Origin of the sequence: Rhodopseudomonas sp. P1 (genome assembly GCF_039642825.1) — a bacterium.
GTDB classification, from domain to species: Bacteria; Pseudomonadota; Alphaproteobacteria; order Rhizobiales; family Xanthobacteraceae; genus Rhodopseudomonas; species Rhodopseudomonas palustris_H.
On record NZ_CP088006.1, the window covers coordinates 2338245 to 2362097 of the forward strand.

20 protein-coding genes are annotated in these 23853 nt (G+C 64.6%); 9 read left to right on the forward strand and 11 right to left on the reverse strand.

Annotated elements, in window-relative coordinates:
* Positions 1-173 precede the first annotated feature (173 nt).
* The 4 genes from LRC39_RS10865 to LRC39_RS10880 all read right to left on the reverse strand — a co-directional run bounded on the left by LRC39_RS10865 (position 174) and on the right by LRC39_RS10880 (position 7268).
* On the reverse strand, positions 174-872 hold the full coding sequence (locus LRC39_RS10865) for an alpha/beta fold hydrolase (RefSeq protein ID WP_346297256.1): 699 nt from the start codon (positions 870-872) through the stop codon (positions 174-176).
* A gap of 163 nt (positions 873-1035) precedes the next feature.
* Positions 1036-6174, reverse strand: a complete 5139-nt coding sequence (locus LRC39_RS10870) for a trifunctional serine/threonine-protein kinase/ATP-binding protein/sensor histidine kinase (protein ID WP_346297257.1) — start codon at positions 6172-6174, stop codon at positions 1036-1038.
* Complete coding sequence (locus tag LRC39_RS10875) at positions 6161-6547, reverse strand: response regulator transcription factor (RefSeq protein WP_346297258.1); 387 nt, start codon at positions 6545-6547, stop codon at positions 6161-6163. The genes LRC39_RS10870 and LRC39_RS10875 overlap by 14 nt, the downstream gene beginning before the upstream one ends.
* Before the next feature lie 88 nt (positions 6548-6635).
* Positions 6636-7268 (reverse strand): response regulator transcription factor, encoded by a 633-nt coding sequence (locus LRC39_RS10880; protein WP_107355276.1) that lies wholly within the window; start codon positions 7266-7268, stop codon positions 6636-6638.
* Between the two features lie 238 nt (positions 7269-7506).
* Between LRC39_RS10880 and LRC39_RS10885 the strand changes: the two genes are divergently transcribed.
* Positions 7507-8115 (forward strand): helix-turn-helix domain-containing protein, encoded by a 609-nt coding sequence (locus tag LRC39_RS10885; RefSeq protein ID WP_264055228.1) that lies wholly within the window; start codon positions 7507-7509, stop codon positions 8113-8115.
* Between the two features lie 19 nt (positions 8116-8134).
* Here LRC39_RS10885 and LRC39_RS10890 read toward each other — a convergent pair whose 3' ends face one another.
* A complete protein-coding gene (locus tag LRC39_RS10890) occupies positions 8135-10060 on the reverse strand; it encodes a sigma 54-interacting transcriptional regulator (protein WP_346297259.1) in 1926 nt (641 codons plus the stop codon).
* A gap of 161 nt (positions 10061-10221) precedes the next feature.
* Here LRC39_RS10890 and LRC39_RS10895 point away from each other — a divergent pair, with 161 nt between their 5' ends.
* The 4 genes from LRC39_RS10895 (at position 10222) to cynS (ending at position 14022) form a co-directional block, all read left to right on the forward strand.
* Positions 10222-11610 carry a CmpA/NrtA family ABC transporter substrate-binding protein gene (locus LRC39_RS10895; protein ID WP_346297260.1) on the forward strand — a complete coding sequence of 463 codons (1389 nt, stop codon included), beginning with the start codon at positions 10222-10224 and terminating at the stop codon, positions 11608-11610.
* Positions 11611-11758: 148 nt separating this feature from the next.
* The gene (gene ntrB / locus LRC39_RS10900) at positions 11759-12598 is read left to right on the forward strand and encodes a nitrate ABC transporter permease (RefSeq protein ID WP_107355279.1); all 840 of its coding nucleotides are present in this window, start codon (positions 11759-11761) and stop codon (positions 12596-12598) included.
* A 5-nt stretch (positions 12599-12603) separates the two neighbouring features.
* Positions 12604-13488, forward strand: coding sequence for an ABC transporter ATP-binding protein (locus LRC39_RS10905; RefSeq protein WP_346297261.1), 885 nt, complete (start codon positions 12604-12606; stop codon positions 13486-13488).
* Between the two features lie 45 nt (positions 13489-13533).
* Entirely contained in the window at positions 13534-14022 is a 489-nt protein-coding gene (cynS, locus tag LRC39_RS10910) for a cyanase (RefSeq protein ID WP_107344081.1), read from the forward strand.
* Positions 14023-14291: 269 nt separating this feature from the next.
* Here cynS and LRC39_RS10915 read toward each other — a convergent pair whose 3' ends face one another.
* From LRC39_RS10915 to hemP, 6 genes are all read right to left on the reverse strand, one after another.
* Positions 14292-14708 carry a DUF2023 family protein gene (locus LRC39_RS10915; RefSeq protein ID WP_011157671.1) on the reverse strand — a complete coding sequence of 139 codons (417 nt, stop codon included), beginning with the start codon at positions 14706-14708 and terminating at the stop codon, positions 14292-14294.
* A complete protein-coding gene (gene fldA / locus LRC39_RS10920; protein ID WP_346297262.1) occupies positions 14687-15169 on the reverse strand; it encodes a flavodoxin FldA in 483 nt (160 codons plus the stop codon). The genes LRC39_RS10915 and fldA overlap by 22 nt, the downstream gene beginning before the upstream one ends.
* 198 nt (positions 15170-15367) lie before the next feature.
* Positions 15368-16174, reverse strand: coding sequence for a heme ABC transporter ATP-binding protein (locus LRC39_RS10925; protein WP_107355283.1), 807 nt, complete (start codon positions 16172-16174; stop codon positions 15368-15370).
* Positions 16171-17253 carry a FecCD family ABC transporter permease gene (locus LRC39_RS10930; protein ID WP_346297263.1) on the reverse strand — a complete coding sequence of 361 codons (1083 nt, stop codon included), beginning with the start codon at positions 17251-17253 and terminating at the stop codon, positions 16171-16173. Before LRC39_RS10930 ends, LRC39_RS10925 begins: the two co-directional genes overlap by 4 nt.
* Positions 17250-18221 carry a heme/hemin ABC transporter substrate-binding protein gene (locus LRC39_RS10935; protein WP_346297264.1) on the reverse strand — a complete coding sequence of 324 codons (972 nt, stop codon included), beginning with the start codon at positions 18219-18221 and terminating at the stop codon, positions 17250-17252. The genes LRC39_RS10930 and LRC39_RS10935 overlap by 4 nt, the downstream gene beginning before the upstream one ends.
* Positions 18218-18421 (reverse strand): hemin uptake protein HemP, encoded by a 204-nt coding sequence (gene hemP, locus LRC39_RS10940; RefSeq protein ID WP_164572461.1) that lies wholly within the window; start codon positions 18419-18421, stop codon positions 18218-18220. The genes LRC39_RS10935 and hemP overlap by 4 nt, the downstream gene beginning before the upstream one ends.
* A gap of 335 nt (positions 18422-18756) precedes the next feature.
* Here hemP and hutW point away from each other — a divergent pair, with 335 nt between their 5' ends.
* The 4 genes from hutW to LRC39_RS10960 all read left to right on the forward strand — a co-directional run bounded on the left by hutW (position 18757) and on the right by LRC39_RS10960 (position 23842).
* Positions 18757-20217, forward strand: a complete 1461-nt coding sequence (hutW, locus tag LRC39_RS10945) for a heme anaerobic degradation radical SAM methyltransferase ChuW/HutW (RefSeq protein ID WP_346297265.1) — start codon at positions 18757-18759, stop codon at positions 20215-20217.
* Complete coding sequence (locus tag LRC39_RS10950) at positions 20205-20876, forward strand: SDR family oxidoreductase (RefSeq protein WP_346297266.1); 672 nt, start codon at positions 20205-20207, stop codon at positions 20874-20876. The genes hutW and LRC39_RS10950 overlap by 13 nt, the downstream gene beginning before the upstream one ends.
* A 218-nt stretch (positions 20877-21094) precedes the next feature.
* Positions 21095-23434 carry a TonB-dependent hemoglobin/transferrin/lactoferrin family receptor gene (locus LRC39_RS10955; protein ID WP_346297267.1) on the forward strand — a complete coding sequence of 780 codons (2340 nt, stop codon included), beginning with the start codon at positions 21095-21097 and terminating at the stop codon, positions 23432-23434.
* 75 nt (positions 23435-23509) lie between these two features.
* Positions 23510-23842, forward strand: a complete 333-nt coding sequence (locus LRC39_RS10960) for an antibiotic biosynthesis monooxygenase family protein (RefSeq protein ID WP_346297268.1) — start codon at positions 23510-23512, stop codon at positions 23840-23842.
* The last annotated feature ends 11 nt before the right edge of the window (positions 23843-23853 follow it).

Sequence of the window (23853 nt, forward strand, 5' to 3'; positions counted from 1 at the left end):
TGTGCGATGACGGTGCTGGGAAGAAGAGCGACGCAGGCGGCACCCACGATTGCGTCACGCCGGGTGATGTGGAGAGCGCGGGGGTGCAGCGCTCGTGACGATCCCGGCACATTGTCGTGATCAGGAGTGCTCATCGGAGGTCTCCAGGTTGAGGGGCGTGGCAGCGTATGGACTTAGCCCGCCACTGTGCGGACGGCGTCGAGGATCACGTCAGCGACGGCCTGCGGCTGCGACAAAATGGACAGATGGCTCGCCTTCAGCTCAGTGGTCTTGGCCTTCAGGCGGACGGCGAGTTCGCGTTCGAGCTCGACGCTGACGATGCGGTCGTCGGTCGAGACGATGTACCAGTTCGGCCGGGTCTCCCACGCCGCCTTGCTGATCTTGTCGGCGAAGGTGGTGGTCGGCAGCGGCGGCTGCAGCACCGCCAGCACGCGCGCCTCATCCTCCGGAAGGTCCTGCGCAACGTCGTCGACCCAGCCCGCTTCGCTGAGCTTGAGATGGCCTTGGCCGTCATCGACGATCTGGCTCAGGCCCGGCGGAGGCGGGTGCGAGCCGACCAGATCACCGACCGACTCGCCGACCTTCGGCGGCAGCGCCGCAACGAAGACGAGGGCTTTGACCTTCGGGTCGTTGCCGGCCTGGGTAATCACAGCGCCGCCCCAGCTATGGCCCACCAGCACGACGTCGCCCTGAATGCTGTCGAGCACGATCCTGGTGGCTTCGACGTCCGCGGCGAGGGATGTGGTCGGATTTTGCACCGCGACCACCGGGATGCCCTGGCTGAGGAGATAAGGGATCACGAGCCGCCAGCTCGAACCATCGGCCCAGGCGCCATGCACCAGCACCACTGTGGGAGAGGACGAATCGGGCATTGCGTGACTCCTCATTGAGACCGTATCTCGGCGACCTTGATCTAAGGCCTATGTGCCGGCGGCTCTTGTCGGTTCGCACGAGAACTTGGATGTTCGGATGATAGACGCGCGGCGTCGTCCGGCAGCCATTTGCTGCGGCGAGAGCAAGCCGTGCCAACCGGACTTAAGCTGATCGGGGGAGCGTGAACTGAAAACGCGCACCGTGCGGCTTCAGTGAAGTAGCGAGCAGCCGCCCGCCATGGGCTTCGACGATCGATTTGCTGATCGAAAGGCCCATGCCCATGCCTTGCGGCTTGGTCGTCACTAGCGCGTCGAACAGCTGATCAATCCGGTCTTCATCGAAGCCGAGACCGTTATCCGTGACGCTGACGGTGACGCTGCCCGGATCGCTGGTGTCGCTGGCGACCGTCAGCACTCGGCGGCCTTCGATCGTCGCCATCGACTCGATTGCATTCATCGCGAGGTTGAGCAGCACCTGCTGGAGCTGAACCCTGTTGCCGAGCACGACCGCGTCTCCACCACCGAGCCGGAACTCGAGATGAATGCTGTGATGGCGCAGCTCGCTCTGGATGATCGACAGAATCTCCCGGGCCACGTCGTTGATGTCGAGCGGAGCCATCTGCGGCGACGCTTTCACCGCCAGTCCGCGGATGGTCTGAACCACGTTGGCGGCACGACGGCCGTTTTCGATCACACGGCTCGCCGCGTTCTTGGCCTCGGCGATCGACGGCTGTTCGTTGTTGAGCCAGCGCAGGCAGACGTCGGCATTTGTGATGATCGCGGTGAGGGGCTGGTTGATCTCATGAGCGATCGAGATCACCAGTTCGCCGATGGCAGTCAGGCGCGACATCCGCATCAATTCGGACTGCGATTTTTGCAGTGCGTCGACCAGCGCATCCTTCTCTTCCAGGAAAGCATTCTTCAGCGACATTGCCGCCTGTGAGGACAGCAGCTTGAGCACCGACAATTTGCCGGGCGTGAATACGCCGGCGGCGAGATTGTTCTCCAGAAAGATGATTCCAATCAGCTTGCTGCGCTTCATCAGCGGGAGGCACAGGACTGATCGCGCCTTCAGCCGGGCCACATAAGGGTCATCAGCAAACCGGCTGACAAGAGCGTCGTCGATCGTGATCGCCTCGCCGGTGCGGGCGACGAAGTTGACGATCGATCGAGGCAGTTCGTCTGTCGATGCGATGTCGTCGCGCAGGACGACCTCGATTCCGGCCTCTGCGGTCCTGGCTTCGGCCCGGATCGACAGATCGTCGTCCTGTGGCAGGATCAGCAGGCCTCGCTGCGCGCCCGCGTGTTCGAGCACCAAGGTCATCAGGGTTTCCATCAGCCTCGGTACGCCGGATTCGTTGGAGACCGCCTCGGAGGTGCGCAGCACGGCGGCGAGATCGAAGCTCTCGGCGATGCTTGAAGGGACCTGAGCCGATGCGGAAAGCGCGGCCACGATGTCCGGATACAGGCGATCGATCTGGGCGGCCTTGGCGAACGCCCCCCATTGCTGATAGCCGTCGCGCGCCTTGGCGAGATGGGCGTGGTAGGCGGTGTCGAGGCCCTGCTGCCGGCAGAAGCATGCGGCCAGTTCGTGGGCGATGGCTTCGACCTGCGAGACCCGGCCGCGGTGCGACGACGAGATCGCCTGCTGATATAGCCGCAGCGCTTCGAACGGGCGGTGCTGCAGCCGCGCGATTTCGGCTTCCAGCAGCGCCCGCGCTCCTTTGTAGTTCTCGGGATTATGGATTTCCCAGGTGGCCATTTGCCGATGTGCGTCCGCCAGCAGTTCGGCGAGTTCGGCATACGGCGCCGGCGGCGTAGGCGAGTCCATGTTGGCGGCGCTGATCACGCCGACATAGAAATAGTAGATCGAATATTCATGGTGGCCGACGGTGCTCCACAGCAGCGGTTGAGCCTTGCGGAGCGCTGCGAATGCCGCAACGTAATCACCGGCGAAATACAGCGCCTGCATCTTGCGGATCCAGAACCAGCACAACGCGATGTCCAGGCTACGGTTCGCCGCCAGCTCGCGGGCGAATTGCTCTTCGTCGAAGCCCTCGCTGCTGAGCGAGCCCAAGACTACGGTCTCGCCGCGCAGCGATCGCAGGAACTGCAGCTGCGTCGTGATGATGTGGACGATCAGGCCGAACTTCGCCCGCTTCATCAGCGCAAGCCGGGCGGAGGCCTCGACTTCGACTTCGTCGAGCGGATCGCCGGCCGACAGCCGGTTGGTGATCAGGGTGCACGACGAAAAACCCGCATAGGTCAGATCGCCGGTCTCGTTGGCCTCCTCGAAAGCGCGCCGCAGATAGGGCTGCGCCTCGTGCAGCGGGCGAGCCCAAGGCAACACATGGGCGCCGTAGGTCAGGTGGACGCGCGCCTTGTATTGGCCGAAGCCGCGGGTTTCGACCAGGCGTAGCCCGAGGTCGCCAAATTGGAGAGCGGCGGCGTAGTCGCCGAAGCAGGGGCCGACGACCATGCCGAGATAAGCATAGGCGAGGGCGGAGGCATCCGTGTTGCCGTGCTGAATGCTGAGATTGGCCATCCGGCACAGCAGCAGGCATACCAGATTGAGATCGGTGAAGAACGCGGGCGCCAACGCCGCCGTCATGACCGACAGCGCTGCCGAGCTAGGACGGTCGCTCGAAATCGGAAGATCGAGCAGGGAGTCGATACTGCGGCCGCCGAGGCGCTGGGTCAGCAGTTGATATTCGGCGCTCGCCTCCTGGCGGTCCGGATGCCGCGACCAGACGATGCCGACGTCGCGCAAATAAGCGAGACACGCCTCGATTGCGAGGTCGCTGCGATCCATCGCGGTGTAGAGCGTGATCTGCAGCGCGACCACGGCAGCAATTGTGATTTCGCCACGTGCCTTGGTGACGAGATCGCGTAGCCGCTGTTCTGCTTCGGTCAGGGCGCCGGTCAGAAACTCGCATTCGGCGAGCTGATATTCGACGTCGTAGGCCAGATCGGGTTGCTCGGCCCATCGATTCTCGCCGAGCAGGGTGAGCGCTGCCGCGAGATATACCCGCGCCGAACTGTATGCGATCGCCTTCTTGGCGGCGCGGCCTGCTTTCAGATTGTAGCCGGCGGCCAGCACCATCTCCGAGCGGGACGACAGCAGCGACGCCCCGAGATTGTAGTGATTGGCGATGCTGAACAAGGCGTCGGACGAGCTCGGAACGGAATTGGTAAGGTGTCTGGCGATCGCCAGATGCTCGGCCGGCAAATCCGAAGGATCGATCAGCCGATAGGCGGCTTCGCGCACGCGGTCATGCACGAACCGGTAATCGTTTTCGGTGCGCAGCAGCAGTTCGTTGGCGACGAGGTCCTGCAGCGCGCCGTGGACTTCCTCCACGGTGATGTCGCGGAGCTGCGCGAGCAGGCAGGCTTCAGCGTTCATACCGAGGGCGGAGAGCGTCTGCAGCACCTCTCGGGTGCGGGGCGGGAGCCGGTGGAGCTTGCGGCTCATCAGATCGACGACGTTGTCGGTGAAGCCCTTCTGGTCGATCAGATCGATGTTCCAGATCCACTCGTGATGCAGCAGATGGAAACTCACGAGCTGCTCGTCGACCAGGGACGAAAAGAACTGAATTGCGAAGAATGGATTGCCGCCCGTCTTGCGATGGATCAGTTCCGCCAGCGGGACGACATGGTCAGGCTCGGCGCGCAGCACGTCGGCGACCAGCGCGCAGATGTCGTCTGCGCTGAGCGACGCGAGGCGGATCTCCTCGATATGCGACACGCTGCGCCGGATCTCCGCCAGCGCGCATGAGAGTGCATGGCTGTCGTCCACTTCATTATCGCGGTAGGCACCGACGACCAGAAGATGACGGGTGTCGATGTTTTGCGCGAGCCTCACCAGAAATTCGGAGGTCGCCTTGTCCAGCCATTGCAGGTCGTCGAGGAACAGCACCAGCGGATGCTCGGCACGTGCGATCGCGGCGAGGAAGCGGGCCAGCACAGCTTCGAACAGGCTCTTGCTCTCCTGCGGCGGCAGCTCCGGCAGCGGCGGCTGATCGCCGATCACCAAGGCGAGGTCCGGGACCAGATTGACCATCAGCTCGCCGTGCTCGCCGACTGCGTCTTGCAGTGTGATGCGCCAATGGTCGAGCGTCGCGCAGTCGAGGCCGAGGATCTGGCGCACCAGGGAGCGAAAGGCTTGGGCCAGGGTGGCGAACGGGATGTCGCGCTTGTACTGATCAAATTTGCCGGCGATGAACCAGCCATTGGTCGGCGCAAGGCTCTTGCGCAGTTCGTTGACCACCGATGATTTGCCGGCGCCCGAATATCCCGAGATCAGGACCCATTCGGTGGTGCCGGTCGAGGCGGCGCGATGATAAGCGGACAGGATCGCGTTGATCTCGGCCTCGCGGCCGTACAGCTTCTCCGGCATCCGGACGATGCCGGCGGCGTCGTGCTCGGTCAGACGGACGCCGGCCGTTGTGCCGTAGGTCTCCCACGCCGCGAGGCAGGCCCGCAGATCGCGCTCGACGGCGAGCGCGGTCTGATAGCGGTCATCGGCTGACTTTTCGAGCAGCCGAAATGCAATCCGTTCGATCGCGATGGCGGCCGGGGAAGCGTTCGGCAGCGGGTTTGGTCTGCGGGCGATGTGATAGTGGATCCACTGGCCCGGGCTGGAGGCGAAGAACGGCAGGCTGCCCGAGGCCAGCATCTGGTAGAGCAGAATGCCGAGGACATAGAGATCGCTCCGCGCATCGATCGAGCGATTGAGCCGCCCGGTCTGTTCCGGCGACATGTAGGTCGGCGATCCGATCTCACTCCCAGGGATATCGGGACGTTCGCGGTTGAGCCGCGAGGCGCGGGCGAGACATGTCAACCAAACCCGATCGGACGGGTCGATCCAGACCGCGGCCGGGCTCAGATTGCGGTGGATCAGGCCTTGGCCGTGAATGTGTCCGAGCGCCTGCGCGATGCCGATGCCCCAACGTAACAACCGCGCCACCGGCCGCGGCTGCCCAAGCTTCTCGGACAGAGGCTCGGCATCGTGGTCATCGATGATCAGCGCGGCGCGGCCGTCGATCGTCACCAGTTCGCGCGGGCGGAGGACGTAGTCAGGATCGAGGTCGCGGGTGAGGGCGAATTCACGGGCGAGCTGCTGCGCCGCTGGCGGATCGTCGAGATCGGCCATCACCACCAGGCTTGGTGGAGCCATGCTGTCGGCTTGGCGCCGAAAGACGCTCAAGCCGCACTCGCGCCGCATCAACTCCATCGGGGCGTCGATCTGTTTCACGGCACCGATCCAGTTGTGGCGCTCGGCCTGCCAATCAGGCCCGGCCATCAGGGCCGAATGCCAGCGCGCGCTGAATGCAGTGTACCAGAGTTTCCGCGTCGAAAGGCTTGCTCAGGAATCCGATCGCGCCGAGGGCGCGGGCTCTGGCCTCGATCCGCTCGTCCGGGAACGCGGTGATGTAGATCACCGGCGGCGCGCCACCTTCCGCGGTCAGACGGGCATGGAGGTCAACGCCGCTGACTTCGGCCATCTGTACGTCGGTGATCAGGCAAGAGGTCGTTGAGCGGGCGTCCGAGGCCAGGAATTGCTGTGCCGATGCAAAACCGCGCGCCGTGTGTCCGAGCGAGCGGATCAATCCTTCGATGGCGATCCGGACGTTTTCGTCGTCGTCTATCACCGTAACGATCTTGCCGATGGTCATTTCTGCCATCCTCAAGAGTGATGCAGCACGAGCCGACGTCGGGGGACTCTGGGGCACCCGTTCCTGCAATATAAGTCATACGATGGTTTTACGTTGCTTCCCCGGCGCGCGGCGCGAGAACTTCGGCCATTCGCACCAGATCGGCGAGGGATCGGGCGCCCATTTTCTTCATCACGCGGCCGCGATGAATCTTCACGGTGATTTCGCTCAGTCCGAGATCGGCGGCGACGTTTTTGTTCATCGATCCTGCGGAAACCATTTCGAAGATCTGTTTCTCGCGGGGGGTAAGAGCGTCGAAGCGTTGGGCGATCTCGTTGCGCTTGCGTTCGGATTCGCGGCGACGCCGATCGAGCTCGATAGCGGCGGATACTGCGTCCAACATCTCCTGATCGCGGAACGGCTTGGTTAGGAAGTCAACGGCCCCGGCCTTCATCCCGCGCACCGTCATCGGCACATCGCCGTAGCCGGTCATGAAGATGATTGGGATCCGGACTTCCAGACGGGACAGCATGTCCTGCAGGTCCAGCCCGCTGGTGCCGGGCAGGCGGACATCGAGGATCAGGCAGTTGGCATCGGGCGGAACACCGGTCGTCAGCAGATCCTGCGCCGATCCGAACAGCGCCACCCGATGCCCCACAGACCTGAACAGGCCTTCCAGCGCTTCTCTGATGCCGGCGTCGTCATCGACGACCACGATCAGGGGACTGGGGAGGGAAGCCATGAAAGGGGTCTGCGTCCTCTGCGATTCCGCACCGCCGAAATCTAATCAAGCTTCGGCGGACAATCCAGTTTTCAGCGTCGACGACGGCTTGGACGGCGGCGGAAGGCGGCCGGCTACTCGGTTTCGTGCCGAAAGCGCAATGTAAACCTTGGTTTATTCTTGGCGAAACCAATGCAGCACCGCAGCGCACCTTGGTCCGACTTCAGCGTGTCGCCGAATTGTCCTTCAATCAGCGGCAATGACAGCGAGCACCGCACCCAGAGCCGAAGCCATGTCCCGGTTAGCCAGCCCAAGCGAGGCCTTTGCGCGTCTGGCGGAGATGCTGCAGGAGGCATCCGACGCTGTCGAGGACGATCCGTTCGCCGCTCGGGCATGCCTGGCCCGAGCGACGATGTTGGTGCGCGAGGTCCAGGCCCGTCATGCGCCCGAGGCGTCCGCCGATCGTCCTGATCAGGCGCAGGCACTGGGGCTGGCGCGTTGGCAGCTCAATCGGGTGCTGCTGCATGTCGATCAGCATCTTGGAGAGAGTCTGCTGATCCGCGATCTGGCGCAACTGATCGGTCTCAGCCCCGGCCATTTTGCCCGCGCGTTTCGCCGCAGCACCGGTGTGGCGCCGCGCGGTTTCGTGCTCGAGCGCCGGGTCGCCCGCGCCAAGCAACTGATGCGGTCGACGGATCTGCCGCTTTCCGAGATCGCGCTTGCCTGCGGATTGAGCGATCAGGCGCATCTTTCGCGCATCTTCCGCCGCTACACCGGGAATACGCCGAACGCTTGGCGCCGCGAATGGCACGACCGGCCCAGCTCCGCCGGGCGGCGCGACAACGAGCCTCGGGTGGCGTCGCTGTAAGCTCGCACAGTCGATGCTGTCACGCCTGGGCGCGCGGCGAGGCGATGCCCAGCGCTTTGATCCGCGACGCCAGCGTGGTTGGCTTCATGTCGAGCATCGCCGCCGCGCCGTCGTCGCCGAATACCTTGCCGTTGCAGGCGCGCAACGCCGCGATGATGTTGTCGCGCTCCAAACTGCGGAGATCGGCCGCGGTCATCACCGCGGGGCGGGCGTCCAGCTTCTGACGGCCGCTGGCAGCCGAAGCGTGGCCGCCGGCCGTTTCCGGCAGGTCGAGCCGCAGCCTGCCGTTCTGCGCCAGAATGGTAGCTCGTTCGATCACGTTTTGCAGTTCGCGGACGTTGCCGGGCCAGTCGTAGCGCATCAGGCGGCGGACGTCGCCCTGCGACAGCCGCAGCTCGGTTTTCAGTTCGCGGGCCTCATTTGCGAGGAAGTGCTGCGCCAGCAATGGAATGTCCTCGCGGCGATCGCGCAGCGGCACCGACTCGATCGGAAACACGCTGAGCCGGAAATACAGGTCCTCGCGGAAGTGGCCGCGCTGCACCTCCCGCTTCAGGTCGCGATTAGTCGCGGCGATCAGGCGGACGTCGACATTGCGGGTACGCTCCTCGCCGACGCGCTCGAAATTGCCTTCCTGCAGCACGCGCAGCAGTTTGCTCTGCAGCTCCAGCGGGATCTCGCCGACCTCGTCGAGGAACAGGGTGCCGCCGTCGGCGAGCTCAAACCGGCCGATGCGATCGCGCACAGCGCCGGTGAAGGCGCCGCGGGCGTGCCCGAAGAACTCGCTCTCGAAGAGTTCACGCGGGATTGCGGCGCAGTTGACCCTGATCAGCGGCCGGTCACGGCGCGTGCTGGCTTCGTGGATCGCGCGCGCGATCAGTTCTTTGCCGGTGCCGGATTCGCCGGTGATCAGCACGGTGGCGGCAGTGGGTGCGACCAGCTTGACCTGGCGCAGCGTGGTCTGAATCGCCTCGCTTTGTCCGATGATGCCGCGCGGATTGGTCTCGATCCGGATTTCTTCTTGCAGATAATCATTTTCGAGCTGCAGCCGCTCGCGCAGGCGGTCGACTTCGGCCAGCGCGGCGTGCAGCTTTTCGTCGGCCTCGTGGCGCTGGCTGACGTCGCGAAACACCACCACCGCGCCGACCACGCCGCCGCTGCGGTCGTGGATCGGCGTCGAAGTGTACTCCACCCAGACCGGCGTTCCGTCCTTGTGCCAGAACACTTCGCCGTCGACGGTATGCACCGCGCCATCGCGAAATGCCGCGTAGATCGGGCATTGCTGGCCGGGATAGTGCCTTCCGTCATGATGGCTGTGATGCACCATGGCGTGCATCTCTTTGCCGACCAGCTCTTCGGCCGACCAGCCGAGCATCCGCTCCGCGGCCGGATTGACGAAGGTGGTCTTTCCCTCGGCGTTGACGCCGTAGATGCCTTCGCCGGCCGCCCGCAGAATGAGTTGGTTCTCGCGCTCGATGTCCTGAAACACCCGCTCGACGCGCTGCCACGCCGGCAGTCCGTCGCGCATGTAGTCGTCGGCGACGGCGTCGACATAGCGCCGCCGGCGCTGCTCCAGATCGCTCATCGTCAAGAGTAGCAGCGAGCGGCCGCGATGCGGCAACAGCTTGCCGGCGTATTCCAATCGAAGCTGCGTGCCGTCAGCATGCACCGGCGTCAGCGCGTGAGTCCAATAGGTGCCTTTGGCGAACACCGCCTGGGTAAACACCACGAGCGCAGGAAGCTGCGCGCCGTGCAGCGCGCTGAACCGGGTCTGCAGCAGAGCGTCACGGCCGTGGCCGAGCAGGACGCTGGCGGCGCTGTTGGCATCGACGATCTGGTCGAGCGTCGGGTCGACCAGCAGCACGGCTTCGACGGCGCTGTCGAACACGGCGGCGCGCAGCGGCGCATCGATCGTGGCGGCGAGCGAAGAGGGCGACGAGAGGTCCATTGGACACTCCGAATTTTCGTAATTCGACTACGAAATCCCGTATATTACGAGATTTCGTATGCAGCAATCCGCCGAAACCGCCCAAATCGTCGCATCTGCCTGCCTTCCGGTGTTTGGCATGCTCCTTGCGATCAGGACCTCGACGTCACGCAGGAGGTCCCATGTCTACGTTCGACAATCCGTTCGATCCCAATCGCCGGCTGCACACCACGGGTTGTAGTTGTGGTCGTCATGCTACCGAAGCCGAGCATGCTGCCGAGCAGGCCGCTGCGCTGCAGAGCGCCGTGACGCAGGGCGAGGAGAAACGGTTCGAAGGCGTTGTCGCGTCCGCGGTGATGCGCGCAATGTTTCCGCAGGATGCCTCGCGGCGAGCCTTTCTGAAGTCGGTCGGTGCCGCTACCGCGCTCGCCGCGGTGTCTCAGTTCTTCCCGCTGCAGACCGCAACCGACGTGTTCGCCTCGGGCGGTCCCTTGGAAAAGACCGACCTCAAGGTCGGATTCATCCCGATCACCTGCGCCACGCCGATCATCATGGCGCATCCGATGGGTTTCTATGCGAAGTACGGCCTCAACGTCGAAGTCATCAAGACCGCCGGCTGGGCGGTGATCCGCGACAAGACTCTGAACAAAGAATACGACGCGGCGCACATGCTGTCGCCGATGCCGCTGGCGATCACGATGGGCGTCGGCTCCAATCCAATCCCGTACACCATGCCGGCGGTCGAGAACATCAACGGCCAGGCGATCACCCTGGCGATGAAGCACAAGGATCGCCGCAATCCGAAGGATTGGAAGGGCTTCAAATTCGCCGTTCCGTTCGACTATTCGATGCACAACTACCTGCTGCGCTACTATCTGGCCGAACATGGTCTCGATCCCGACGTCGACGTCCAGATCCGCGCCGTGCCGCCGCCGGAGATGGTCGCCAACCTGCGCGCCGACAATATCGACGGCTATCTCGCCCCCGATCCGATGAACCAGCGCGCGGTCTATGACGGCGTCGGCTTCATCCAAATCCTGACCAAGGAAATTTGGGATGGCCACCCGTGCTGCGCCTTCGCCGCATCGAAGGAATTCGTCACCACGATGCCGAATACCTACGGCGCGCTCCTCAAGTCGATCATCGAGGCGACCGCCTACGCCCACAAGCCGGAGAACCGCAAGGAAATCGCGCAGGCGATCTCGCCGGCCAACTATCTGAACCAGCCGGCGATCGTGCTTGAGCAGATCCTCACCGGCACTTATGCGGATGGCCTCGGCAACGTCGTCAAGCAGCCGAACCGGATCGATTTCGATCCGTTCCCGTGGCAGTCGTTTGCGATCTGGATCATGACCCAGATGAAGCGCTGGGGGCAGATCAAGGGCGACGTCGACTACAAGACGATCGCCGAGCAGGTCTATCTCGCGACCGACACGGCGAAGCTGATGAAGGAGGCCGGTCTCGCGGCGCCCGACGCCACCTCGCGGTCGTTCTCGGTGATGGGCAAGCCGTTCGACGGCTCCAACCCGGATCAGTATCTCGCCAGCTTCAAGATCAAGAAGGCCTCGTAAGGGACGCGAGCTGGCGGCGGCGTGTTTGGATCACCACCGCTGCCGGCCTGCGGCTCCCAAACGACGAGCGTCGCAACAGCGCCGCCGGTGGCTCCCCAAGCCGCAGCCACCGGCCTCTCGGTCCCGCACTGACACGACGGGTGACGTCATGACCAAATCACTACGCCTCCGCGCCGCGGTGGTTTCGCTGCTGCTGTTTGGCGGCTTCATCGCCGCCTGGCATCTGGCGACGCGCGGCAGCGGTGAAGTTGCCAAGATGAGCCCGGAATATGCGGCGCTGATGGGCGCCACCGCGACGCAGGGCAAATCGGCGATGCCAGGGCCGTTCGAGGTCGGCGCCAAGCTGTGGGAGCACATCAAGCGTCCGTTCTACGACAACGGCCCGAACGACAAGGGGCTCGGCATTCAGCTCGGCTATTCGATCGCGCGGGTGATGACCGGCTATCTGCTGGCCGTGGCTGTCGCAATCCCGCTCGGCTTTCTGATCGGCATGTCACCGCTGATGAACAAGGCGCTCGATCCGTTCATCCAGGTGCTGAAGCCGATTTCGCCGCTCGCCTGGATGCCGCTGGCGCTCTACACCATTAAGGACTCCAGCCTGTCGGCGATTTTCGTGATCTTCATCTGCTCGGTGTGGCCGATGCTGCTGAACACGGCGTTCGGTGTCGCCTCAGTCCGCAAGGAGTGGATCAACGTCGCCCGCACCCTCGAAGTCGGCACCGTTCGCCGGGCTTTCACGGTGATCCTACCGGCCGCGGCGCCGACCATTCTCACCGGCATGCGGATTTCGATCGGCATCGCCTGGCTGGTGATCGTCGCCGCCGAGATGCTCGTCGGCGGCACCGGCATCGGTTACTTCGTCTGGAACGAATGGAATAACCTGTCGATCGTCAACGTCATCATTGCGATCCTGCTGATCGGCGTGGTCGGGATGCTACTCGACCAGGTGCTGGCGCGGTTCACCCGCATGGTCACGTTTCCGGAGTGAGCCCCATGACCGACAAGTTCATTTCCGTCGAAGCGATTGCCAAACGCTATCCGGCCGCGGGCGGGGGACAGACCACGATCTTCGAGAACCTTTGGCTGTCGCTGCCGCGCGGCGAATTCGGCTGCGTAATTGGGCACTCCGGCTGCGGCAAGACCACCGTGCTCAACATCCTCGCCGGCCTCGACCAGCCGACCGAAGGCGCGGTGATCGTCGACGGCCAGGCGATCGAAGGCACCAGCCTCGACCGCGCGGTGATCTTCCAGAGCCACGCGCTGCTGCCGTGGCGCACCGTGATGGGCAACGTCGCCTATGCGGTGTCGTCGAAGTGGCGGGACTGGGACAAGGCCAAGGTCCGTGCCCATGCGCAGCGCTTCATCGATCTCGTAGGTCTCACCGGTTCCGAGCACAAGCGTCCGTCCGAACTGTCCGGCGGCATGAAGCAGCGCGTCGGCATTGCCCGGGCGCTGTCGATCACACCGAAGATCATGCTGATGGACGAGCCGTTCTCGGCGCTCGATGCGCTGACCCGCGGCTCGCTGCAGGACGAGGTACGCCGCATCTGCCTGGAGACCGGGCAGACCACCTTCATGATCACCCACGATGTCGACGAGGCGATGTATCTCGCCGACAAGATCTATCTCATGACCAATGGCCCCGGCGCAGTGATCGCCGAGATCGTCGAGAACCCGTTGCCGAAGGATCGCGCCCGGATCGATCTGCACCGGCATCCTTATTACTACGGGCTGCGCAACCACATCGTCGACTTCCTGGTGACGCGCAGCAAGACCTTCACCAGCACCAATCCTCACCACGATCCGCTGCACGTGCCAGTCGTACGGCCGGGCGTCGAGGACGCTGCGCACGTGCCGCTGCAGGCGAACGCCCGCTGATCCCGATCACCCACCGATTCCCCACCTCACTCAAGGAGACCGACCATGAAGCGAGCCGAACTGACCGAGAAGCTGCTCGATATCAAACGCGAGAAGGGCTGGACCTGGAAGTACATCTGCGAAACCATCGGCGGCCATTCCGAGGTGCTGGTGGTCGGTGCGATCCTCGGCCAGATGAAGCTGACCAAGCCGCTGGCGGCGAAGGCGGCCGAGCTGTTCGGGCTGTCGGCGGTCGAGACCGCGATGCTCAACGAGGTGCCGATGCGCGGCGAGGGCATCACCATGCCCCCGCGTGACCCGTTGATCTACCGGTTCTACGAGCTGGTGATGATCAACGGCCCGGCCTGGAAGGCGCTGATCGAAGAAGAATTCGGCGACGGCATCATGTCGGCGATCGACTTCGACATGGTGATGGAACGGCTGCCGAACCCGAAGGGCGACCGCGTCAAGATCACGATGTCGGGCAAATTCCTGCCCTACAAATACTACGGCGCCACCGGCAACAACGCCGAATACGGCTTCAAGGAGGAGTGAAGCGCGGCCGCTGCGCAATCGGCAGCGACGTCGCTGCCGGAAAATGAATGGCCCCGAACATCATCGTCGTCCCCCGCGCAGGCGGGGGACCCAGTATTGCAGAGAGTTGTTCGTGAGCGCAGGACGGATCAACCAGCGCTCTGGGATACTGGATCGCCCGCCTTCGCGGGCGATGACGTGAAGGGTGGGGTGACCCTTCCCCTCACGGATAGCGCTTGCGGACCATGTCCGTGCAGGAATGGTCGAGCGGCGATCCTGCGCCGCCGACGTCAGTGGATCAGCACCGGTTCGCTCGGCGCCACGGTGTGGGTCGGTTCGGCGACCGCCTCGACCGTGTTGCCGCCGGCACGCGACAGAAAACGATGGCACTGCATTTCGCGGTCGTAGCCGAGCAGGATGCCGAGCATGAAGTCGTGCTCGGCTGACAGGTTGCACAGCGGGCCGGTCATGAAGCCTTGCACCGTGCGGACCGCGGAGGCGACGCCGAACACCACGTTGATGCGATGCTGGCACGCTTCGTGGACGTGGTGGGCGATACCGGCGGTGCGCAGCCGCGCCACGATCGAGGTGGCCTCGACCGACGGAAGCGTCATCATCGCGAGCGGGCGGAGCCCCTTCGACAGCTCGTAGAGGTGGTGCTGGAAGATCTGCAAGGTCGCTGCGCTCATGTGAGACGACTGATCCATTCGGTGATCCTCTTTTCGGTCTTGGATGATTGGCCGTCCTCGTCGAGCGCGAGCCCGACGAAGCGGCCGTCGCGTTCGGCTTTGGAGGCGGTGTAGTCGTAGCCTGCAGTTTCGGTGAAGCCGACCACATTGGCGCCGCGCTCGACGACGTGGTCGTACAGCAGCCCCATCGCGTCGACGAAGCTGTCAGGATAGTTGGTCTGGTCTCCGGTGCCGAACAGCGCCACCTTCTTGCCTGCCAGATTGGCGGAGGTGAGCTTGTCGATGTTGGCTTCCCAGTCGGTTTGCAGATCGCCGAAGCCGTAAGTCGGCGCGCCGAGAATCAGCAGGCTGCAGCCCTCGAAATCTGCGGCTGACGCGGACTTGATATCGACGGCGCGGCCCTGCAGCCGCTTGGCGATCCGCGAAGCAACGGCGCGGGTCGCGCCGGCATCGGAGCCGAAAATCACATTGACGCTCATTGGCGATGGGTCTTTCGCTGCAAACGATGAAACTGATAATTGTTAGGTGTCGGCCGTGCGACGCAGATGCGTTCGCATCACCGGGCGAGACTAAGCGCTCGGTTGCCGACCAACAAATTGAACCGGTCCAAAACCGTCCGCGTCGAGGCGGCTATTACTTAGAATGTCTGTGATGTGGTACGCAGAGGCGGCGCGCGCTCAAGCGTGGGCGGCGGCGCGGCGATCGTCGGCCAACTCCGGTAGCACGAATGGCTGGCCGGCGAGGTCGGTGTTGACGGTGAGTGCGACATCGAACACGTCGGCGATCAGCTCGTGCCGCAAGACGGCGGCAGGCGCTCCGTCGGCGGCGATCCGGCCGCCGCTCAGCACGATGATACGGTCGGCGAACCGGGCGGCGAGGTTGAGATCGTGCAGGATCGCGATCACGGTGGTGCCACGCCGGGCGCAGCGCCGCGCGGTCTCGGCGAGATCGAGCTGGTGGCGGATGTCGAGGCTGGAGGTCGGTTCATCGAGCAGCAGCAGCCCGGGGCCGGCGTCCGCTTCGCCGCTCCACAATTGCACCAGGATCCGGGCGAAATGGGCGCGCTGCTGCTCGCCGCCCGACAGCGTGGTGATATCGCGGTGGCGGAAATGGTCGAGGCCGACGTCACGAAGTGCGGCGTCGAACAGCGGCGCAGCCTTGCGGGGATCGATGTCCGCGCCCATCGCCACGATCTCCTCGACCGAGAACGGGAACGACACCGTAGTGTGCTGCGCCAGCATCGCGCGCCGGGCGGCGAGCGCGCGGGGCGGATAGTCGGAGAGCGCGCGGCCGTCGAGCGAGACGGTGCCGGAGGTCGGCCGTAGATCGCCGGACAGCATCCGCAGCAGGGTGGACTTGCCAGCGCCGTTGGGGCCGACGATTGCCACCAGTTCACCCTGGCTGATGGTGAGATCGACGCGATCGACCAGCGTCGCGCCGGGGAGCGCGAACGATGCCGCTTCGGCTTTCAGCACGCCGGTCATGGCCCCACCAACTTGCGCTGCCGTAGCAGGATGGCCAGGAAGAACGGCGCGCCGATCGCTGCGGTGAGAATGCCGATCGGCATCTCGGCCGGCGCGACGACGGTCCGCGCCACGGTGTCGGCGACGACCAGCATCACCGCGCCGAGAACGGCGGAGGCGGGCAGCAGCAGCCGATGCGACGGGCCGATCACCAGCCGCAACAGATGCGGCACGACGATCCCGACGAAGCCGACCACGCCGGTGACCGCGACAGCAACCCCGGCCATTGCCGACACCAGCAGGATCGAGATCCGCTTCAGCCGCTCGACGTCCACACCGCTGTGAAACGCTTCGGTCTCGCCGAGGACCAGGAGATCCAGGCGCCCCGCGATCCGCAGCAGCACCAACAGCGCGATCAGCAGGACAGAACCGGTGGAGGCGGCCTTGGCCCAGTTGGCGCCGCTGAGCGAGCCGAGCATCCAGAAAGTGATATCGCGGAGCTGGCGATCGTCGGCCACGAACACCAGAACGCCGAGGCCGGCGTTGGCGATTGCTGCGATCGCGAGACCGGCGAGCAAAAACAGCGCGATCGAGGTGCGGCCCGATCGGCTCGCAATCCGGTACAGCACGATGGTGGTGATCAGCGAGCCGCCGAAGGCGGCGAACGCCAGCAGATACTCCTGCAGGCCGCGCAGATGCGGGCCGAGCAGATGCTCGACCAGGACGATCGAGGCCGCCGCACCAAAGGCGCCACCGCTCGCGACGCCGACCAGCGCCGGGTCGGCGAGCGGATTGCGGAACAGGCCCTGCATCAGCGCGCCCGCTGCCGCGAGCAGGCTGCCGACGATCGCCGCGGTGAGAATCCGCGGCATCCGGATCGACCACAGCACCAGCTGATCACGCGTCGTCGCTGAATCGCCCGCGGTGCCGGTCAGTCCGAGCGCTGCGGGCAGGCGGGAGAGCGGGATGCCGGCGGCGCCCACCGTCATCGCCAGTGCCATTGCGGCGATCAGCAACCCGCCGAGCACGGCGAGCGTGATCGCGGCGCCGGGGCGCGGCGCGCCGGTGCGGCTGCGATGGGGAAGCGCCAACACGCTCATGAGCGGCAATCGACCGTGGTGGCCTTCGGTTTGAAGCCGGCGGCCTCGGCTGCGAGCTGCGGATACAGCTTCGATGCGACCTCGACTGCCGCCGCCGGCGTGCGCGGCCCGAAGCCGAGCAGATACAGTCCGTCCATCGCCAGGAAAGCGCGGTGCTGGCCGGCCGGCGTCAGCGCAAACGCCGGATGGGCATAGAAGGCGTCGGCCTCGAAGGAATCACGGCTGCGCTTGATCGTCAACACGACATCGGGACGCGCCGCGACGATCGCCTCATCGTTGATCGCCTTGTAACCGTCGTAACCGTCGATCGCGTTGACGCCGCCGGCGAGTGCGATGATCGAATCCGCCGCGGTGTTCCGTCCGGCCGCCATCGCTTGGCCGTTGACCAGCGACATCACGAACATCACGCGAACCGGCTTGGTGATCGCGGCGCGCAGTTTGCGCAGCGTAGTGAAGTCGTCGCCGACCGCGGAGGCAAGGCAGGTCGCGGCCTTGTCGGCGCCCATGGCGTGGCCGATCAGCGCGATCTTGTCGAGCAAGCCCTGTTCGGAATACGCCTCCGGCACCGAAACCAGCGGAATGCCGGCCGAAGTGATCGCATCGATCGTCTGCTTCGGACCGGCCGAATCCATCGCCAGGATCAGGGTCGGGTTCAGTCCGATCACACCTTCCGAGGACAATTGGCGCAAGTAGCCGACGTTAGGTTTTCCGGCGACCGCTTCGGGCGGATACACGCTGGTGGAATCGACGCCGGCAATCCGCTGCGCCAGGCCGAGATCGGCCAATACCTCGGTGATCGCGCCGCCGATCGACAGCGTGCGCGAGGAATCAGCAACAGTGACGTCACGGCCGTGCGCATCGCGCACCTTGATCTCGGCTGCGGTCGCCTGCAGAGACAAGGAGCCTGCGAGCAACGTCGCGGCGAACACAGCGGCGCGATGGCGTTTGATGTGAGCGTTCGCGATCATTTGGTCAGGATCAGCTTGTTCTGCGAGGTGAGGCGGAGGCGATAGCGATCGTCGCCATGCGCGATCACGATTTCCCGATCCATCGTGAACAATTCGCGGCTGTCGATCTGATTGCCGACGATGCTGACGGCGCGCACGCCACTCGGGCTCGCCCCGGCTTGCGTAGGATCTGCGCCCAATCGATCGGATGCTGTCATCATTCCGCTTCTGGTGTTGTTGCTGACATCGACGTGAGCGCTTGGTTATAAGCGGTGATCCGAAAATGTGTCTTATAATTACTATAAACGGCGCGATCGGCGCTTGAGCTTGCGCCGCGGTGCGTCGTAACTTCACGATACGCGAGGTCGAATTGTGCCTTGCGCTGTGCCAGCCAGCTCCCTGCGTTTTGCAGCGCCCGCCAGCCCCTGTTTGCAAATAACGAGTGTGATCGGATGGTCGGGCTGGCCAGCTATTCGCACGCGCATGTGTCGGCTGACCGTGCGTCGCGCGCGGTTGGCATTGCTGCCCGTTTGATGATGGAGCGCGGGCGGTGAGAATGGCTGAGGTGAAGCAGGGCGATCGGGGCGCCGCACCAGTGCATGCCGGGCACGGGACTATTCACGGGCACGGTGGTCATCGGGGGCATGGCGCCGGTCATCCGATGTCGGTCAAGCCGGCATCGACCGGCGATTACCTGGTGCGCGTCGGCTGCGATCCGCTCACCGAGGCGTTCGGCAAGCGCGCGTTTTCGCCGCCGTGGCGCGGCAGCCGGCCGGTGGATGAAGACAATGCTCAGGCAGTAATGGAGCGGGTGTTCGCCACGCCGCGCAGCGAGACGGCGGTGGCTTACTTGCATGTGCCGTATTGCCAAAACCATTGCCTGTTTTGCGGCTTCTTTGAGAACGTATGGCGGCCGGAAGCCGGCCCGGCCTATGTCGACGACCTGATCGCGGAACTCGCCGCCAAGTCGCATACGCCGCTGATCGCGAGTGCGCCGATCGACGCAATCTATATTGGCGGCGGCACGCCGTCGGCGCTCGATGCGGAAGATCTGGCGCGGCTGATCGCGGCGCTGCACCGCTATCTCCCGCTCAGCGCCGACTGTGAGATCACCCTGGAGGGGCGGTCCTACGGCTTCGATATCGCCAAGGCCAAGAGGCTGGCCGATGCCGGAGTCAATCGGCTGTCGATCGGCGTGCAGAGCTTTTCCACCGAAGTGCGGCGGCGGCTCGGTCGCAAGCGCACCGGTGAAGAGGTTGCGGAATTTCTCTCCGAACTGATGGCGCAGGGCCGTACCTCGGTGGTGTGCGACCTTATTTATGGGCTGCCGGGGCAGAGCGACGCCGATTGGCGGCGTGATATCGACACGGTCGGGCGCATCGGTCTCGATGGCGTCACGCTGTATGCACTCAACATGTTTCCCGGCGGGCCGATGGCCCGCGCGGTAGAGAACGGCAAATTGCCGCAGCCAGCGACTCCGGCCGCGCAGGCGCGCCTCTATGCCGAAGGGGTGGAGCGGCTGACGGAGAACGGCTGGCTGCAGGTGTCGCAGTCGCATCTGGTCCGGTCGCTGCGTGAACGCAACCGCTACAATGCGTCGATCAAGCGCGGCGTGGCCTGCCTGCCGTTTGGCGCCGGGGCTGGGGGGCAGGCGCATGGCCACCGCTGGCGCAACGTCATCGACATCGCGCGCCGCCGCGAGATGGTAGCGCAGGATCTGGCGCCGATCGAAGGGCTGGCGCTGGTGCCATCCGATCACGCCGCGCATGCGATGATCGCGTCGGGGCTTGAGACCGGGCGGCTCGATCTGGCCGCGGTCGAAGCGCTGCGGCCGGGCTTTCGCGTTGCGGTCACGCCGCTGCTCGCCAACTGGACTGCTGCGGGATTGGGAGAACTGCGCGGCGACGGATTTTCGCCGAGCCTTGCTGGATCGTTCTGGATCAGCAATCTGACCAGCGGTCTGACGGCGGGACTGACGGCCGCAGCGACAGCGGGAGAGGCAGGATGCGGGTTCTGATTTTCGGCGCTACCGGCCGTACCGGGCGCCATTTGGTGACGCAAGGCGTCGCGCGCGGCTGGACGGTGTTCGTCGCCGGCCGCAATCCTGCGCGACTGAACGGACTGGCCGGTATCGCCGGCGTCGCGAGCGTCGACGTGGCGGACACCACGTCGGTTGCGGGTGCGCTGAACGGATTGAGGCCGCAGGCGATCGTCTCGGCAATTGGCGGCGCCGGACCTGACGCACTGCTGATCGACGAAGTCGGCAACAACGCCATCACCGATGCTGCGGTGGCTTGCAGCGTGCGGCGCGTGTTGCAGGTCTCATCGCTCGCCTGCGGCGACAGCCGCGCCTATGCGTCGGAGCGAATCATCGCCGCGATCGGGCCGGTGCTCGACGCCAAGACTCGTGCGGAAGACCATCTGCGCAACGCCGCGCTCGACTGGACGATCGTGCGGCCGGGCGGACTGACCGACGGCGAGCCAACCGGGCAGGGGGCGCTGTACGACGATCCACGGGTCCACGGCCGGATCGCGCGGGCGGACCTTGCCACGCTTCTGCTCGACGCGCTGGCGACGCCTGCCAGTATCGGCCGCGTGCTATCGGCAGTCGATCGTACCACGCTGCCGGCTGAGCCGGCCGATATCGCCGAATTCGAGCTCGCCGCGGCGGTGTGAGCGCGCGCAGCATTACTACACGCAAATGACGTTTGAATTAGCTGCGCGCACGGTCAAGTTATAATTGCTTTAATCAATGGCCAAGTCCGGTTGACCCGGAACTTTGGCTCGGTTACCAAAATTGCAAGCCGTTAGCAGTTGTGCTGACGGCGGATTGCCAGCCAGCCGCCTCGTGCGAGCCCGCCAGCCTGCGTCAACTCACAACACTTGGGGCTGTCATGGTGGGGCTAAACTCGCGCGCCTACGCGCTACTGCTTTCCGTATCCGTCGTCGCGCTGACGAACGCGCCGGCTTCGGCGCAAACCGCGACCAGTAGCTCATCATCCTCGGCCCAGACTCAGGTGAAGCGCGACCGTGCGGCACGTACGGCGCAGCCGGCGGCGCCCGCTGCCGATCTGCGCAACGCCAACGCACAGGCGGCTGCCTCGACCCAATCGCTCGACGCCATCACCGTGGTGGCGACCAAGAACGAGGAGAAGGCGATCGACGCGCTGGCGCCGGCCAGCGCGATCACGCTGCAGCAGATTCAGCAGTTTCCGCCGAGCCGGCTGCAGGATGTGTTCGTCGCCACACCCGGCGTGTCGTTCCAGGATCGCGGCGACGAGCCGTCGACCTCAATCAACATTCGCGGTCTGCAGGACTTCGGCCGCGTCGCCGTGGTGGTCGACGGCGCGCGGCAGAATTATCAGCGTTCCGGCCACGGCGCGCAGGGCTCGTTCTTCCTCGATCCGGAACTGATCGGTGGCATCGACGTGGTGCGCGGGCCGAGCGCCAATATCTACGGCTCCGGCGCGATCGGCGGCGTGGTGTCGTTCCGTACCAAGGATATCGACGACGTGGTGCGCGCCGGCGAGCGTTGGGGCGTCGACCTCAGTGGCTCTTACGGCAGCAACAACGCGCGCGGGCTCGGTTCGGTGTTCGGCGGCGTGCGTGTCGATCCCAGCGTCGACGTGTTCGGCGGCGCGGTGTACCGCACTCAGGGCAATTACAAGGACGGCGCCGGCACCGAAATCGGCAACACCGGCAACGATCTCGCCGCCGGTTTGATGAAGTTCACGGTGCGCCCTGCCGATGGCCACGAAGTCAAGATCGGCGGCATCTTCCAGGACTTCAGTTACGACGTCGGCCAGTTCAACCGCGGCCCTGTGCTGACCGCAGCGCAGCGCGCGCTGTATCAGGGCTCGTCGGTGTACGGCACGAGCCTGCAGAACTACACCGGAACCCTGAGCTGGAAATATTCGCAGCCGGACGACACCTGGTTCGATTGGAGCGTGAACCTGTACGGCAATCGCACCAACAGCGACCAGACCAAGACCTATCACTATTCGACGAGCGGTTCGGGCTATTGCGGCGCCGGCAATTACGGCAACAACATCTCCGGCTGCATCGGCGACAAGCGCGGCTATAACCTCGACACCATCGGCATCGATGCCAACAACACTTCGCGGTTCGAATACGGCAACTGGCGAACCGCGGTGACCTACGGCGTTGACGCCTTCAACGACAAGGTGACGACCTGGGATTCGCGCGGCAATTCCAACATCACCACCCCGGGTGGCGAGCGCACGGTGTCGGGTGGCTTCATTCAGGTGAAGAACAATTACGCGCACTGGCTCGAGGTCATCGGCGCGGCGCGCTACGACCATTATGAGCTGAATTCGAACTCGTCGACCGCCAGTGGCAGCCGACTGTCGCCGAAGGTGACCCTTGGCCTGACGCCGATCGCCGGCTTCACACCCTATGTCGCCTATGCTGAAGGCTATCGCGCGCCGTCGATCACCGAAACCCTAATTGCCGGCGCCCACGTCACCGGCGGCGGTCCGGCGCTGTTCACCTGCGGCGACGGCACTACCGGCCTGTTCTGCCTGATCCCCAATACCGCGCTGCGGCCGGAGGTCGGCAAGAACAAGGAAGTCGGCCTCAACTTGAAGTACGATGGCATCTTCAGCGCCAGCGACAGCTTCCGCGGCAAGGTCAACGCTTTCCGCAACGACGTCGACAACTATATCGAGCTGGTCGGCTCGACCCCACAAGTGTCTCAGCTCGGCCCGGCGTACGGGCTGTACAGCAAATACTATCAGTACCAGAACATCCCGCGCGCCCGGATCGAGGGCGTCGAGGTCGAGACCAATTACGATGCCGGCATGTGGTTCGTCGGCGTCAATGCTGCGGTGATCCGCGGTACCAATCCGGACACCGGCCTCGGCCTGGTCTCGGTACCGGCCCGCAAGGTGGTCACCACCGGCGGTCTGCGGCTGCTCGACCGGCAGCTGACGATCGCGGCGCAATGGGCATCCTACGCCGCCAACACCAATCTGCCGACCGGCTATCTGCCGGGAACCTCATACGATCTCGTCAATCTCAACATCGCCTATCGGCCGACCGCGGACGTGACGCTGAACTTCTCGATCGATAACCTGCTCAACAACTACTATCGTCCGTATGCGATCCCAGGCTCGTCGGCCGACGGCTCGTCGCAGAACGACATTCTGTTCAGCAGCCCTGGCCCGGGCATCGTCTACAAGGGCGGGATCAAGGTGCACTTCGGAGGAGCGTGACGGGCGGGCTCCGATCGGAGCCTGAACCGCGCCAGAACAACAAGCCAGCGAACAACAAGCCAGCAAGGAGAGAAGATGTTCATCGCGATGAATCGGTTTCAAGTGAAACGCGGCGCCGAGCAGACCTTCGAGGAGATCTGGGCGACGCGGGAATCCTATCTCAGCGAGATGGACGGTTTCGTCGAGTTTCATCTGCTCAAGGGGCCGGTCGCCGACGACCACACGCTGTATGCGACCCACACCATGTGGGCCAACAAGGCGGCGTTCGAGGCATGGACCACGTCCGAGCAGTTCCGCCGTTCGCATGCGCGGGCCGGTAACGACACCGGGCAGAGCCTGTATCTCGGGCATCCGCGGTTCGAAGGGTTTGAAGTGATCCGCAGCGAGCGCAACGCCGCTGCGGCCTGAGACAAGGAGAG